General features: G+C 35.0%; 15 protein-coding genes and 1 tRNA gene. 4 read left to right on the forward strand and 12 right to left on the reverse strand.

Going from position 1 to position 13,467, the window contains the following annotated elements; translation table 11 throughout:
- Positions 1–5: 5 nt before the first annotated feature.
- On the forward strand, positions 6–1,022 hold the full coding sequence (locus tag EV142_RS14065) for an endonuclease/exonuclease/phosphatase family protein (RefSeq protein WP_132036630.1): 1,017 nt from the start codon (positions 6–8) through the stop codon (positions 1,020–1,022).
- A gap of 50 nt (positions 1,023–1,072) precedes the next feature.
- Here EV142_RS14065 and EV142_RS14070 read toward each other — a convergent pair whose 3' ends face one another.
- The 6 genes from EV142_RS14070 to EV142_RS14095 form a co-directional block, all read right to left on the reverse strand.
- Entirely contained in the window at positions 1,073–1,687 is a 615-nt protein-coding gene (locus tag EV142_RS14070; RefSeq protein ID WP_132036498.1) for a WbqC family protein, read from the reverse strand.
- 87 nt (positions 1,688–1,774) lie between these two features.
- Positions 1,775–3,349 (reverse strand): signal peptidase I, encoded by a 1,575-nt coding sequence (gene lepB / locus EV142_RS14075; RefSeq protein WP_132036499.1) that lies wholly within the window; start codon positions 3,347–3,349, stop codon positions 1,775–1,777.
- A 67-nt stretch (positions 3,350–3,416) separates the two neighbouring features.
- Positions 3,417–4,118, reverse strand: coding sequence for a 4-hydroxy-tetrahydrodipicolinate reductase (dapB, locus tag EV142_RS14080; RefSeq protein ID WP_132036500.1), 702 nt, complete (start codon positions 4,116–4,118; stop codon positions 3,417–3,419).
- A gap of 39 nt (positions 4,119–4,157) precedes the next feature.
- Positions 4,158–4,715 carry a DUF5683 domain-containing protein gene (locus EV142_RS14085; RefSeq protein ID WP_132036501.1) on the reverse strand — a complete coding sequence of 186 codons (558 nt, stop codon included), beginning with the start codon at positions 4,713–4,715 and terminating at the stop codon, positions 4,158–4,160.
- A complete protein-coding gene (locus EV142_RS14090) occupies positions 4,715–5,617 on the reverse strand; it encodes a ParB/RepB/Spo0J family partition protein (RefSeq protein ID WP_132036502.1) in 903 nt (300 codons plus the stop codon). The genes EV142_RS14085 and EV142_RS14090 overlap by 1 nt, the downstream gene beginning before the upstream one ends.
- Positions 5,618–5,622: 5 nt before the next feature.
- Positions 5,623–6,390, reverse strand: a complete 768-nt coding sequence (locus EV142_RS14095; protein WP_132036503.1) for a ParA family protein — start codon at positions 6,388–6,390, stop codon at positions 5,623–5,625.
- A gap of 335 nt (positions 6,391–6,725) precedes the next feature.
- Here EV142_RS14095 and EV142_RS14100 point away from each other — a divergent pair.
- Positions 6,726–6,800: transfer RNA gene (locus EV142_RS14100), tRNA-Pro, on the forward strand.
- Positions 6,801–6,951: 151 nt separating this feature from the next.
- On the forward strand, positions 6,952–7,899 hold the full coding sequence (gene trxB, locus EV142_RS14105) for a thioredoxin-disulfide reductase (protein WP_132036504.1): 948 nt from the start codon (positions 6,952–6,954) through the stop codon (positions 7,897–7,899).
- Between the two features lie 183 nt (positions 7,900–8,082).
- Here the strand turns inward: trxB and EV142_RS14110 are convergent, their stop codons facing one another.
- From EV142_RS14110 to EV142_RS14130, 5 genes are all read right to left on the reverse strand, one after another.
- Entirely contained in the window at positions 8,083–8,916 is an 834-nt protein-coding gene (locus EV142_RS14110) for a GIN domain-containing protein (RefSeq protein WP_132036505.1), read from the reverse strand.
- Positions 8,917–9,001: 85 nt separating this feature from the next.
- Positions 9,002–9,736 carry a head GIN domain-containing protein gene (locus EV142_RS14115; RefSeq protein WP_132036506.1) on the reverse strand — a complete coding sequence of 245 codons (735 nt, stop codon included), beginning with the start codon at positions 9,734–9,736 and terminating at the stop codon, positions 9,002–9,004.
- Between the two features lie 3 nt (positions 9,737–9,739).
- Positions 9,740–11,461, reverse strand: coding sequence for a PspC domain-containing protein (locus EV142_RS14120; protein ID WP_132036507.1), 1,722 nt, complete (start codon positions 11,459–11,461; stop codon positions 9,740–9,742).
- 2 nt (positions 11,462–11,463) lie between these two features.
- Positions 11,464–11,796, reverse strand: a complete 333-nt coding sequence (locus tag EV142_RS14125) for a PadR family transcriptional regulator (protein WP_017498072.1) — start codon at positions 11,794–11,796, stop codon at positions 11,464–11,466.
- 127 nt (positions 11,797–11,923) lie between these two features.
- On the reverse strand, positions 11,924–12,403 hold the full coding sequence (locus tag EV142_RS14130; protein ID WP_238698724.1) for a DUF4870 domain-containing protein: 480 nt from the start codon (positions 12,401–12,403) through the stop codon (positions 11,924–11,926).
- Positions 12,404–12,633: 230 nt separating this feature from the next.
- On the opposite strand from EV142_RS14130, the gene EV142_RS14135 reads away from it, so the two are divergent.
- On the forward strand, positions 12,634–13,086 hold the full coding sequence (locus EV142_RS14135; RefSeq protein ID WP_132036508.1) for a DUF4442 domain-containing protein: 453 nt from the start codon (positions 12,634–12,636) through the stop codon (positions 13,084–13,086).
- A gap of 160 nt (positions 13,087–13,246) precedes the next feature.
- Here EV142_RS14135 and EV142_RS24155 read toward each other — a convergent pair whose 3' ends face one another.
- Positions 13,247–13,411, reverse strand: a complete 165-nt coding sequence (locus EV142_RS24155) for a hypothetical protein (RefSeq protein ID WP_164502532.1) — start codon at positions 13,409–13,411, stop codon at positions 13,247–13,249.
- Positions 13,412–13,467: the final 56 nt, after the last annotated feature.

The following is a 13,467-nucleotide window of genomic DNA, read 5'->3' on the forward strand; positions in this document are numbered from 1 at the left end:
AATTGATGTTCTTTTTGAATATAGTACTTACTGTAGTGACATTTAGTATCTATGTTTTACCTTTCTTAGCCCCGAAAAGCTTTCCGCTTTTGTCGGTGCTGACGCTGTTTATGCCGGCCTTTTTTGTGATGAATGGATTGTTTTTCCTCTATTGGGCGATTCAGTTTAAAAAGCGTCTTATTTTGTCTGGTCTGGTATTGCTGACCGGGATTACATTTATTAATAAATTTTATAAATTTTCCGGCAAGGAATATGTAGAAGATGAGAAGGATTTTTCTGTAATGAGCTATAATGTTCGTCTTTTTAATGTGTTTAAATGGTTAGACCGTGATGATATTCCATCGAATATTAAAACGTTTATAGACGAAAAAGACCCTGATATTTTGTGCATTCAGGAATATTCCAATTCTGCTCATATTGACTTAAAAGTGTATCCGCATCGTTATATTTTTATAGACGGTAATCAAATAAAAACAGGGCAGGCCATTTTTTCGAAATTTCCAATTCTGTATCAGGGCAGCATTATCTTTCCTAAATCAGACAATAATGTGATATATGCCGACATAAAGCTCGGTAAAGACGTTATACGGGTATATAATATGCACCTGCAGTCGATTAAAATTTCTCCGGATGTCAATGATATTTCAGATAATATCGATAATGTAAATCAACAGAAATCACAGTTGATTTATACCCGAATTAGTAAAGGGTTCCGACAGCAGCAGGAGCAGGCTGAAATTTTTAAAGAAAATATTAAACAATGTAAAAGCCCGATTATTATTTGCGGAGACATGAATAATAGTCCCTTTTCTTACGTGTACAGAAACATAAAAGGAAAGCTGAAAGATACTTTTGAAGAGGCTGGTCAGGGTTTTGGGGCAACCTATAAATTCCGCTATTATCCGGCGCGAATCGATTATATCTTTACGGATAGTAAAATGAAAGTAAAACAATTCCAAAGTTTCTCTGATTTCGAAAATTCAGATCATTATCCTATTATGACAAGGCTTTCGATGGAATGAAAATTCTAAATATCAAATTCCAAATTCCAAAAAAAAAACATAGAATCTGGTTATAGCAGTTTTTGTGTTTTTAAATAATCCATTGCAAATTTACCTTCGTTAAAAAGCAAATCCAGTACGCTCAGATTGTTTATAAAACCATGTTTGTCATCAAAAACCTGCGTATATTTTTCAAATGTATTGGGGTCTTTTTTTCCGTTGGCCAAAAATCTGAAGTCAGTACTGCCTGCTGTCTCTGCAAAATATTCCGTGGTCTTTCCGAACTCTAATTTCATTCTTAGGCACTTCGTTACAATAGCTAAAACTTCCATATTTAAATCCATTAGGAAAGTATGTTGTTTTTCGAAAACAGGACGAATATCATCTTCAAAAAATTCAAAGAAAGGAGAGCTTCTGTATCCGGCTTCCAAGGATTTAAAATGCTGTTTTTGCCAGTCGAATTCATTCTCGATTCGCACCTCTTTTGTTTTTTGATGTGGTGCCTTAGAATGCTTAACAGGTATATTTAATAACTGAATTCCGTTTGGACTGTAAATATAAGCGCGGTTTCTGTTGGTTTGTTTCTGAAAATTATCTTCCATTTCAAAAGTAATATTTTCAGATTGAGCCATCACTGCAAAGTGGCTGATTGACGGAAAATAGGTAGGAAGTAGTAGAGCGTTCATTGTGATTTATATTTAATCGGCAAATCGTTTAATCGTACTTTTAAAGAAACGATTAAACGATTTGCCAGTTCAACGAATTAACGTTTTTTATGCTTTATTTTCTTTTCTTTTTCTCCAGAAGAATTCTCCAACGAAATAAAGGGCAAGCAAAATTAAGAAGTACTTAAAGTAAGATTGGGGCTGTCCTTCACCGTCAACAGTTGTGAATACTCGGCTCCAGCGAATTTTATTAATTCCTTTTGCGTTGCTGTCCCAGCTTAACCAGATGAAGACAGGTTTCCCTACGATATGATCTTCGGGAGTGTAACCAAAATACCTCGCATCCAATGAATTATGGCGATTGTCTCCCATCATCCAATAGTAATCTTGTTTGAATGTATAGGTAGTGGCAGGTTTTCCGTTAATTAAAATTTCTGACCCGTTTACCTGCAATTTATTTCCTTCGTAATTCGAGATTATTTCTTTGTAAAGCGGCAACGTTTTACGTGTCAAAGCCACCGTTGCTCCTTCTTTCGGAATATATATAGGCCCCATGTTATCGCAGCTCCAATTATTGGAAGTAGATGGTTTTCCATCCTGATAATCGGGGAAAATACCATCTTCAGGACCTTTAGTGATTTGTCTTTTTACACCTGTAATTCCGGGAACATTTTTTAGTCGGTCAACACTTGCCTGGGTTAATGCTCTGAAAAACAGAGTGTCTCTGTTTTTACCTGTAAAACCAGCACCATCGGTAATATCTAATTCTCTTAATAATGTCTCAAAATCAATCGGTGTTTTGCCATCATAACCTACAGAGTAAGAGTATTGTGGTTTTGCTCTTTCAGGAAATATAAGTTCTTTGCCATTTATAAAAACAATACCATCCTTAATTTGTAAAGAGTCACCTGGAATTCCAACGCAGCGTTTTACGTAATTGGTTTTTTTATCAATTGGTTTGTAATAAAACTTATCAGCTGGAATGTACATATTGTAAGCAGTATCTCTGGGCCAGTTAAATACAACAATATCATTGTTTTTAATTTTTTGCAGGGCAGGAAGCCTTAAATACGGCAACTGAGGCCAGCTTAAATATGATTTTATTTTTGCAAAAGGAATAGTATCATGAACCATAGGCAGTGCCACAGTAGTCATAGGAACTCTCGGACCATAATTTACTTTACTTACAAAAAGGAAGTCACCAATTAATAATGATTTTTCCAACGATGAAGATGGAATTGTATACGGCTGTACCAGATAAGTGTGAACTAATGTTGCTACAATTATAGCAAAAAGCAAGGAGCTTACAGTATCAGCAGTTTTGTTTTCAGGAGTTAATTTTCGGTTAGCGTTATATTCTAATTTCTGGGTGTAGTTCACATAATAGATGTAAAATCCGAAAGTAAAAATGCCTAAAAAAGTATCCAAAGAAGATTTTTTTCCAAAAGTTCTTAAGGTTTCCACCCAAACAACCGGAAACATAATCAGATTGATAATTGGAATGAAAAGTAATAATGTCCACCAGGTTGGTCGGCCAATGATTTTCATTAAAACAATTGAATTGTATACTGGAATTGCAGCTTCCCAACTTTTTCTTCCTGCTGCCTGATATAATTTCCATGTTCCTAAGAAATGGATAATCTGTACTGCCAGGAAAAAAACAAACCAAAGATATAGTGTCATAATATTTTGTTTAAATGTTCGGGTTAAGATATTGAATATGGAGTTTTTGCCTTAACCTTAAATTAGTTTATTTTAAATTTAAAACATCTTTCATGTTATAGATTCCCTTTTTGCCCGCCAGCCATTCCGCTGCTATAACGGCTCCAAGAGCAAAACCTTCACGGTTGTGAGCCGTATGTTTTAGTTCGATATTGTCAACAATTGAATCGTAAGTCACGGTATGAGTTCCGGGAACGTCTCCAATTCTTTTGGCTTCTATATGAATTTCATTCGTTTTTGCGTCTTCTAATGTCCAATTGGCATAATTGCTGTTTTCAATAACACCTTTGGCTAATGATATCGCCGTTCCGCTTGGGGCATCTAATTTCTGTGTATGATGAATTTCTTCCATCGTCACTTTATAGGAATCAAATTGAGACATGATTTTGGCCAGATATTCATTCAGTTCAAAGAAAATATTTACCCCTAAACTAAAATTCGAACTGGAAATAAAGCCACCTTGTTTTTCATTGCAAAGCGCTATCATTTCATCATAATGTTCCAGCCAGCCGGTTGTGCCTGATACTACGGGAACATTGGCATGAAAACTATTTGAAATATTGGCTACGGCAGCGGTAGGAACACTAAAGTCGATAGCAACATCAGCAGTCGAAAGTCCGTCGTAGCTGTTAAATTCGTCTTTCTTTAAAACAATTTCATGACCTCTTTCTAAAGCAATTCTTTCGATTACTTTGCCCATTTTTCCATATCCTAAAAGCGCAATTTTCATTTGTATATTTTTTGAATTTTAACTAGAAAGTCAATCTAATTAAAAGTGATAATTAAAAGTTAGTCCAACATTGGGTCTGAATGTCATGTCATCAGGGTAAATTTCCGGACGCAGTGATAGTCTTTCGTTTACGTTGAATTGAATTAAAGCCGCGTCAACATTGGCGTCGATAATGTTTAAAACATAAAAACCTACAACGAACAGAGCAGATAAATCCCTGTTTCTCTGGTAGAATTTCTGACCGGCAATAAGCCTGCTGTCATCTAAAAAAGCATAATCATCAGGAAGGCCTTCCAGTCTTTTTTTGTAGGCATCGCGATAATTATTGTATTTTTTATTGTTATCGAGGTAAAAGTATAAACTGGTTCCAATAGCTCCGTAAACTAATGGAATTTTCCAATATTTTTTATTGTAAGCCTGACCAAGACCAGGTAAAATGGCAGAGTAAAATGCTGCTTTTGCTGGTGTAAGCGGATCTATTTCCTCTAACTTAGTAGTGTCTTTAGCGACTAAAACCGTCTCTTCTTTTGCCTGGGCGAAAAGAGAAACGGTTCCTATAAGAAAGAACAATAGACTTATGGGGACAATTTTATTCACTACCCGTTTATTAATTTTATAATTCTGTTAAAGTCGGCTTCAGAATTAAAAGGAATTGTAATTTTTCCTTTACCGTTGCCAGCGACTTTTATATCAACTTTCGCACCAAAATATTCGTTGAAGGTACTTTTCTTAACTTCTTCAATTTCAAAAGAAGATTCTGATTTTGCTTTTCCTTCCGCTTTTGGTTTCTCGCCTTCATGATAATTTTTTACCAAAGCTTCTGTCTCACGAACGGATAAATTCTGACTTACTATTTTCTGGTAAATATCTGTCTGAACATCTAAATCTTCAATATTAATGATTGCCCTGCCGTGACCCATGCTGATAAAACCATCACGAATACCAGTCTGAATAATAGGGTCTAATTTTAAAAGACGCAAATAATTGGCAATGGTAGAACGTTTTTTACCCACACGCTCGCTCATTTGTTCCTGGGTCAATTGAATTTCATCAATCAGACGCTGGTATGAAAGTGCGATTTCAATCGGATCTAAGTCATGACGCTGGATGTTTTCAACCAAAGCCATAACCAGCGATTCGTTGTCATTGGCAATACGGATGTAGGCAGGAACCGTCGTTAAACCTACCAAGGTAGAGGCACGTAAACGACGCTCTCCGGAAATTAGCTGGTATTTGTTGAAGTCTAATTTTCGAACAGTAATAGGCTGAATCACACCAAGTTCTTTAATAGAAGTGGCTAGTTCACGTAATGATTCTTCATTAAAATTGCTTCTAGGCTGAAACGGATTTATTTCGATAGCACTTATTTCAAGCTCTATGATATTTCCAACAACCTTGTCAGCATTTTTGTCTTCTACTGAGGTAATGTCGTTTTCCGGATCTTTTAATAATGCTGATAATCCTCTTCCTAAGGCTTGTTTTTTAATTGCTTTTGTCATAAAAACTATTTACTGTTTTTCTTTATAATTTCCTGAGCTAAATTAATGTAATTAACTGCTCCTTTGCTGGTTGCGTCATAATTAATGATGCTTTCTCCAAAACTTGGAGCCTCGCTTAATTTTACATTTCGTTGAATAACGGTATCAAAAACCATATCGTTAAAATGTTTTTGAACTTCTTCAACTACCTGATTGGATAAACGTAATCTTGAATCATACATTGTTAATAACAATCCTTCAATATCAAGATCAGGGTTATGTATTTTTTGAATACTTTTTATGGTGTTCAGTAATTTTCCTAATCCTTCAAGTGCGAAATATTCACACTGAATCGGAATAACTACAGAATCAGCCGCTGTTAAAGCATTTAAGGTTAACAAACCTAATGAAGGCGCGCAGTCGATAATGATAAAATCATAATCATCTTTCACACTTTCCAATGCTTTTTTAAGCATGTATTCTCTGTTTTCTTTATCAACCAATTCGATTTCGATGGCAACAAGGTCAATGTGAGCAGGTATCACATCAACATTTACAGCTGAACATTTTATAATCGTTTCTTTAGGGGTGTGGCTGTGTTCAAGTATTTGGTAGGTACCAATCTCAACTGATTCTACATCAATCCCAAGACCAGATGTCGCATTGGCCTGAGGATCAGCATCAATCAATAATACTTTTTTTTCTAAAACACCCAATGAGGCCGCAAGATTTACCGATGTTGTAGTTTTTCCAACGCCTCCTTTTTGATTAGCAATCGCAATGATTTTGCCCATTTATTTTCTGAATTTTGAACCGTAAAAATACAATTATTTATGGTTTTTGAAAATCTATTTTGTTAACATTTAAGAAACTTAGGTTAACCGCTGTTTGGTGGGTGTTTGATTGGATGTGTTTTTTGTTTTTCAAAGAAAACAGCTATGAAAAAGTCAGGTAGATAATGGTTCGTTTGACCTTAAAAAGTGTCATAAATGAAATTTTATTTTTAATAAAAAGAAATTGGGAGGTTTTTGCGGGATTTTTCAAATTCCGGTTATGAAATTAAAAATAGTTCTTATTTCTCAATTTGTTTTGGATAAGCAAAAAATAGTTATATATTTGCACCCGCTTACGGGGTGTAGCGTAGCCCGGTTATCGCGCCTGCTTTGGGAGCAGGAGGCCGCAGGTTCGAATCCTGCCACCCCGACGAAAATCCTTTCTGTATCTGCAGAAAGGATTTTTTTATTTTATATCTATTTTAGATTCTCTATTTTAGAATAGCAAAAACTGATTATCTGGCTTCTGAAATCCAACAATAAAAACTTACTTTTGCACCATCAATTTAACACAATTCTATTATGTCAGATACTATCGAAAAAATTAAATGCCTAATTATAGGTTCTGGTCCTGCGGGATATACCGCTGCTATTTATGCTGCCAGAGCTAATATGAATCCAGTTTTATACCAGGGAATGCAGCCGGGTGGTCAGTTGACTACAACAAATGAAGTGGAGAATTTCCCGGGTTATGTTGATGGAGTTACAGGACCTGAAATGATGATTCAGCTGCAGGAACAAGCCAAACGTTTCGGCTCTGATATTCGTGATGGCTGGGCTACTAAAGTTGATTTTTCAGGAGATATTCATAAAGTATGGATTAACGATTCAATCGAATTACATTGTGAAACGGTTATTATTTCTACAGGTGCTTCAGCTAAATATTTAGGATTACCATCAGAACAACATTATTTACAAATGGGTGGAGGAGTTTCTGCCTGCGCTGTTTGTGACGGATTTTTCTACCGCAATCAGGAAGTGGTAATTGTTGGAGCTGGTGATTCTGCTTGTGAAGAGGCGCATTACTTATCTAAACTTTGTAAAAAAGTAACGATGTTGGTAAGAAGTGAAAAATTCAGGGCTTCTAAAATTATGGAAGACCGTGTCCGCAAAACCGAAAACATCGAAATTTTACTGAATCACGATACTGTTGAAGTATTAGGAGACGGAAATGTGGTACATGCGATAAAAGCTTTGAACAAAACTACTGCTGAAGTTGTTGAAATTCCTGCAACCGGATTTTTCGTAGCTATTGGGCATAAACCAAATACCGATATTTTTAAAGATTACCTAAATTTAGATGAAACCGGTTATATCATCAATACTCCGGGAACTTCTAATACCAATATTGCAGGTGTTTTTGTAGCCGGTGATGCTGCAGATCATGTATACCGTCAGGCGATTACGGCTGCAGGTACAGGTTGTATGGCTGCCCTGGATGCTGAAAGATATTTGGCAGCTAAAGAGTAAGTTTTCAGTTTTCAGTCTCGGTTCTCAGTCGCACTCTCAGCTTGTTGGAATTTGGACAAGACAATAAAATAAAAAAAGTCCCAATCAGTTTTTTACGATTGGGACTTTTGCTTTTTTTAATTTATAAAGTTTCACACTGAAAACTCAAAACTGCGACTGCAAACTGCGACTGAATACTAAATTCTACTTTATCTTCTTAATCAGTTTAGCTTCTTCAGAAAAACGGGTAAGCTGTATCGTTGGATTTCCAAAAAGAGAAAGTTCTGCTTTGTCTCCAGCGGCTATCGAAATAGAAGTTTCTGCTAAAATACTCGCCGTTGCATAATTTTCAACAGTAACATTCGATTCTTTTAAAGTGAATTTTGTTCCGATAAAAACAGAATTGTTGTCTAGGCGAATGGTTGCTTTTTCAGCAATACCTTCAATAGTAGCCACTGCTTTCTGATACAAATCACATTTGAATTTTATCGCAGAAACCAATGTTTTGACAGAAGCGTTTTTACTTAATTGTAAATTAGCATCCTCTGCTTTTACGTTTAATTCCGTTTTTGATTTGTCATCAGCTATCAGGGAGAATTTTTTCGAATTTACATTCAGGAATAATTTTGAATAATCAAAGCTGTTAAAGGTAATGTCGTCCAGCTGAAGTTCCTGAATGGCGTAAATAGCAGCTTCATTTTTAGCAATAACACTCTTCAGTGATTTTGTATAGGTCACACGGACAATCAATTTTTTAAAAATGGAACTTTCTTTTGAGGTATACAAACGAAGTGTACGGTCTCTTAGATCCATTCCGATAATATCGTGAAGATTGTCGTCGGCTTCGATTTTGATTTCGTTTTTTTCTCCTCTTTCTAAATAAACTTCTAAATTATCGTCGGCTTCAATACCATCAAATTCCCCGACTTCCTTTATAGAAGTGGTAACGATTTTAGATCCTTTTATTTTTTCTCTCTTTTGGGCAAAAGTGAATGTGGTAACCAATAATAATAGGAGTAGGGCTGTGTTTTTTTTCATTAATGCTGGATTTGATTTTCACAAATATAAAAAAATCATCCACTTTCGATGAATGATTTTTTTATATTTAACAGATAAATATTCTTTACCCCTGGCTGATACTTCCTCCCGAATTCGCAGTTTTCTCAATTGATTTTGGTGTACTGTCATAATTGATACTTGCTCCGCTGCTGGCTTCAGCTTTCAGGCTTACAATTGGATGAACGCTTACATTAGCTCCGCTTGAAGCTTCTGCCGTAACATCATTTGCCAATAATTTCTGTGCATTGATAGTAGATCCGCTTGAGGCTGAAGTTGAGATTTTCAGAGCTTTTCCTTCCACTCTCACCGAACTTCCGCTGCCGGTATCAACCGTAATATTGTCAGATTCCAGCTTCACATCCATAGTTGCGGCACTTGAAGTTTCCAAATCAATATCCATCCCTTCAATAATGCCTGTGCTTACTACAGAAGAAGCGCTTGAAGCTTCTATCCTGTCAATTTTAGGCATTTTTACAGTTACTTTTTTCTTGGTAACATCTCTAAAAGAACTGTATTTACATTTAATGATTAAAGTTCCGTTTTCAACTTTAGTAGTGATTTCTTTCTGTAAGTTGTCATCCGCTTCCACAACAATTTCAGTTGCATCGGCTTGTTCGATTACTAAATCGATCGCGTTGCTTACGGATATTTTTGTAAAATCTCCCTGAACGATTCTTTTTTCAGTTGTAACATTTCCGCTTCCTTCAATGGAGTTTCCATTAAAGTTACAAGAAGCAAACAATAAAGCGGTAATGGTCGCAACGACGAATTTTGTAATATGAATGATTATTTTTATCATGGCTTAGTTAATTTTGATTATAACTCCGTTTTTGTCAGTGGTTAGCTTTCCTTTAGTTTTTTTTCCGTTTAAAACTTCTTTTCCGTTAATTTTAACCGAAACTTCATTTATGGTATCATTATCAGCAGTAGTTTCTTCTTCTACATCATCATAATCATTTTCTTCTGATGGGCAATTCAGGCATTTGATTTTTGAACCTTCTACTTTATAGTTGTAATTACCACTAAAGTGCAGGTTAAAGAAATCATCTTCTGAATCATCATAATCTTGTACAGAAGCGTCCGGTTTGAATAATTGCCCTTCCGGAAGGTATAAAAACACATCTACTTCCTGACCTCTGAATTTGTTTTTTACATCCGTAAGAAAATAATTATCCAAAATTAAATGATTTCCTGTGATTTGAAACTTATAATTGATTTTTTCTGCTCTTTGCTTGGCAGAAATAAACGAATTTCCTCTGGCACTTTTTTCTATTTGAAGAAAAGGAGCAGCTTCATCCGTATGTAAAACGTGCAAACGAACATCATTTGAATATAATAATTGGTGGTTGGCCGAATCTTGTACGAATTCAAATTCTCTGTAATGATTCAAATCTTTTGCGTAATAATCATTGTATTTGAATTTGATGAACAAAGTATCTTTTGGACTGATATTGATTGCTTTTTTCTCTACCGTTTTATTGTCGTAGGAGATTTCAGTAGCTTGTTTGATTCCGATGCTGATGGCAATGGCAACTGCTATAATCCAGATCGCTAACAAAGTATATTTGGTAATATTCCCGATAGATTTTAAGTTTGGAGATAACAATTTGAAACCTAAAAGGGTCAAAAAGAAGAACGGAATTCCAACAGCAAAGAACATTAACAAACCAAATGACCATATCGGATAATCGGTAAAGTTTCCTGCTTCTACAAAGTTTTGCCAAGGAAAATCAACAAAAACATTGGTTCCTAAAGTAAACACACCAATCAATAACATGATCAGAACACTAATTCCGGACATGATCAGGATTACGCCTAAAAACTTTGCGAAGATTTTAAAAACCGTCATTATAAAGTCTCCAAATGAACTACTTATTCTCTCAGCTCCCGACTTTACCTGGTTTCCCATTGCGTCATAATCTGCATTTTTAAATTTATCAGACAACGATTCGATTTCCTCACGTACCTTTTTTTCAATGTTCGAAATGGTTACCGGCTCACCCGTCATTTCCAGTTTTTCAGAGGTTGTAATCGCTTCCGGAGTTACAACCCAAAGTACAAAATAAGCTAAAATTCCAGTTCCGAAACCTGCGAAAACAAATATTAGGAAAATGATTTTGATCCAGACAGCGTCAACTCCGAAATAATGTCCTAAACCGGTAGCAACACCGCCAACCATACCTTTTTCTTTATCACGGTATAATTTTTTATGCTTTCTGTTACTGTAATCATTAAAAGACTGGCTTGATTTTCCTTCGTCTTCAATGATGTAATCTTCTGGCTGTCCCATAACAGCAATCACCTCGTCAATGTCTTTCAATCCCACAACATGTTTTTCGCTTTTTTGTTTTTCTGTTAATAGTTCAGAAAAACGCATTTCGATATCTTTAATAATTTCATCCTGACCAGACGAATTGTTTAATGATCGTTTTATAGCGTCAAAATAACGAGTTAGTTTCAAATATGCGTCTTCATCAATGTGAAAAGACATACCTCCTAAGTTTATATTTACTGTTTTGTTCATGATTATTGATTTTGATTGGTGATTAGTTTTACGGCATCAGACAATTCTGTCCAGGTTCCGCTAAGTTCGTTTAAAAATGTTTGTCCTATTTCGGTTAACCCATAATATTTCCGTGGTGGTCCTGAAGTTGATTCTTCCCAGCGATAATTGAGCAAACCGTCGTTTTTCAGCCTGGTTAACAGAGGGTAAACTGTTCCCTCAACCACTAGTAATTTGGCGTTTTTTAAAGTGTCTAATATTTCTGATGTGTATGCATCTTTTTCTTTTAGTACGGATAAGATACAAAACTCAAGAACACCTTTGCGCATCTGTGCTTTTGTGTTTTCAATGTTCATAATTTCATTTTGTTTTTTTTAGATTGAACAATTCGTTTTTTGATTGATGATGATTGATTGATGATTGATTTCGAATTTATTCTTTTGGAATGAGTTCGTATATCGTATAACTTTTAATCTTTTGAAATTACTTTATAAAAGGAATCGTCATAGGATACTTGTAATATTCTCCGTTTGATGTTTTTATAGAAGCGTAAATCACTAAAAAGAATTCAACTACTTTTAATAATCCGAAAAGTAAAACGGCCGTTGCCCCAATACTGATTAATCCAATGTTTCCCTCAAAATTAAAATTTCTGATTACGAAATCTTCGTCATTAAAAACAGCTTCCATTGGCAGGTTTTGAAGAAATACGATTATAAAAATCGGAATCGCAATTAAAGACAGAACCAAAGTATAAAGCAATAGACTTAATTGAAAATTCAAGGTCTGTTTTCCGTGGTGATTTGCAAATTCTGATTTGTCTTTGTAACTCGTCCAGATTAAAATTGGAAAAATATAATTTCCAAAAGGAATGATGTACTGGCTTAATGTACTTAAATGTGTGAATGTTGCAGTGTTCTTTTCTGATGTTGTTTCCATGATGAGTGGTGTTGTTGTTTCCATGATTAAAAGTATATAGTATTTTCTTATGCAAATATATGGTTAAAAGACAGTATCTTGTTTTGCATAGTACCAAATATTAACAAATTTTTAACAAATTTAAAATTTAATTGGGAAATAAAAAAGACTAAAAATCAGTGTCAATGCCTTGTTTTATTGCCCTTTTAGGAAAGTAAAAACAATTTATTGTGCGTGCATAGTTTTTTTGTATTTTTACATAAAAAATAAATCACATGGCAGTTTCAGTTTCCAAACTCAACAAATTTGTATTATTCAAATTACCATCGGCGTATATTTGTGGCGTTCGTGTAAAAGCGATCGATAAGGACAGTTGTATCGTAAGTGTAAAACACCGTTGGATCAACCAGAATCCTTTTAATTCGATGTATTTCGCTGTTCAGGCAATGGCCGCCGAATTAACAACGGGAGCTTTGGTTATTTCTCAAATCCAGGAAAGCGGAAAAAAAATTTCCATGCTGGTGGCCAATAATAAAGGAAACTTTACTAAAAAAGCAACAGGCAGAATTACATTTGTTTGTAATGATGGGCATTTAATTGCCGAAGCCATTGAAAAGACAATTGCAACAGGCGAGGGACAAACCTTCTGGATGAAATCGATTGGAACAGATGAAAAAGGAATTCAGGTTTCAGAAATGGATTTTGAATGGAGCGTTCGTATTAAATAGTTTTTTTTGCCACGAATTTCACGAATTTCCACTAATTATTTTTTACAAAATGGATCAGCATTTTGAATTTGTGAAAATTCGTGAAATTCGTGGCAAAAAAAAATACGCATAAAAAAGACCTCAACTATTTGAGGTCTTTTTTTATGGAATAAATGCCATCTTATTTTTTAACGCAACACGTTTTTTTGTCTTTTTTTACTGCATCTGTTTTTGTGCAGCAAGACTCTTTTTTAGCTTTTTCTTTTTTTGCTGCTGGTTTAGTTTCCTGCGCCACTATGCCAATTGAAAATAAAGCCACAGTCAGAAAGGTAATTACTTTTGTCATTTTTTTGTTTTTTGGTGTTGATGATTCAATTTTGATGCATCAAATATAACGCGAAT

It is taken from the genome of Flavobacterium circumlabens (assembly GCF_004345565.1).
Classification (GTDB): domain Bacteria; phylum Bacteroidota; class Bacteroidia; order Flavobacteriales; family Flavobacteriaceae; genus Flavobacterium; species Flavobacterium circumlabens.

Bases quoted from the DNA above. Each gene is read 5' to 3' on its own strand.
- EV142_RS14070 (WP_132036498.1), bottom strand. From the start codon at position 1,687: ATGAACGCTCTACTACTTCCTACCTATTTTCCGTCAATCAGCCACTTT.
- EV142_RS14065 (WP_132036630.1), top strand. From the start codon at position 6: ATGTTCTTTTTGAATATAGTACTTACTGTAGTGACATTTAGTATCTAT.
- dapB (WP_132036500.1), bottom strand. From the start codon at position 4,118: ATGAAAATTGCGCTTTTAGGATATGGAAAAATGGGCAAAGTAATCGAA.
- EV142_RS14135 (WP_132036508.1), top strand. From the start codon at position 12,634: ATGGCAGTTTCAGTTTCCAAACTCAACAAATTTGTATTATTCAAATTA.
- EV142_RS14125 (WP_017498072.1), bottom strand. From the start codon at position 11,796: ATGAACATTGAAAACACAAAAGCACAGATGCGCAAAGGTGTTCTTGAG.
- EV142_RS14130 (WP_238698724.1), bottom strand. From the start codon at position 12,403: ATGGAAACAACAACACCACTCATCATGGAAACAACATCAGAAAAGAAC.
- EV142_RS14110 (WP_132036505.1), bottom strand. From the start codon at position 8,916: ATGAAAAAAAACACAGCCCTACTCCTATTATTATTGGTTACCACATTC.
- EV142_RS14115 (WP_132036506.1), bottom strand. From the start codon at position 9,736: ATGATAAAAATAATCATTCATATTACAAAATTCGTCGTTGCGACCATT.
- EV142_RS14090 (WP_132036502.1), bottom strand. From the start codon at position 5,617: ATGACAAAAGCAATTAAAAAACAAGCCTTAGGAAGAGGATTATCAGCA.
- EV142_RS14095 (WP_132036503.1), bottom strand. From the start codon at position 6,390: ATGGGCAAAATCATTGCGATTGCTAATCAAAAAGGAGGCGTTGGAAAA.
- lepB (WP_132036499.1), bottom strand. From the start codon at position 3,349: ATGACACTATATCTTTGGTTTGTTTTTTTCCTGGCAGTACAGATTATC.
- trxB (WP_132036504.1), top strand. From the start codon at position 6,952: ATGTCAGATACTATCGAAAAAATTAAATGCCTAATTATAGGTTCTGGT.
- EV142_RS24155 (WP_164502532.1), bottom strand. From the start codon at position 13,411: ATGACAAAAGTAATTACCTTTCTGACTGTGGCTTTATTTTCAATTGGC.
- EV142_RS14120 (WP_132036507.1), bottom strand. From the start codon at position 11,461: ATGAACAAAACAGTAAATATAAACTTAGGAGGTATGTCTTTTCACATT.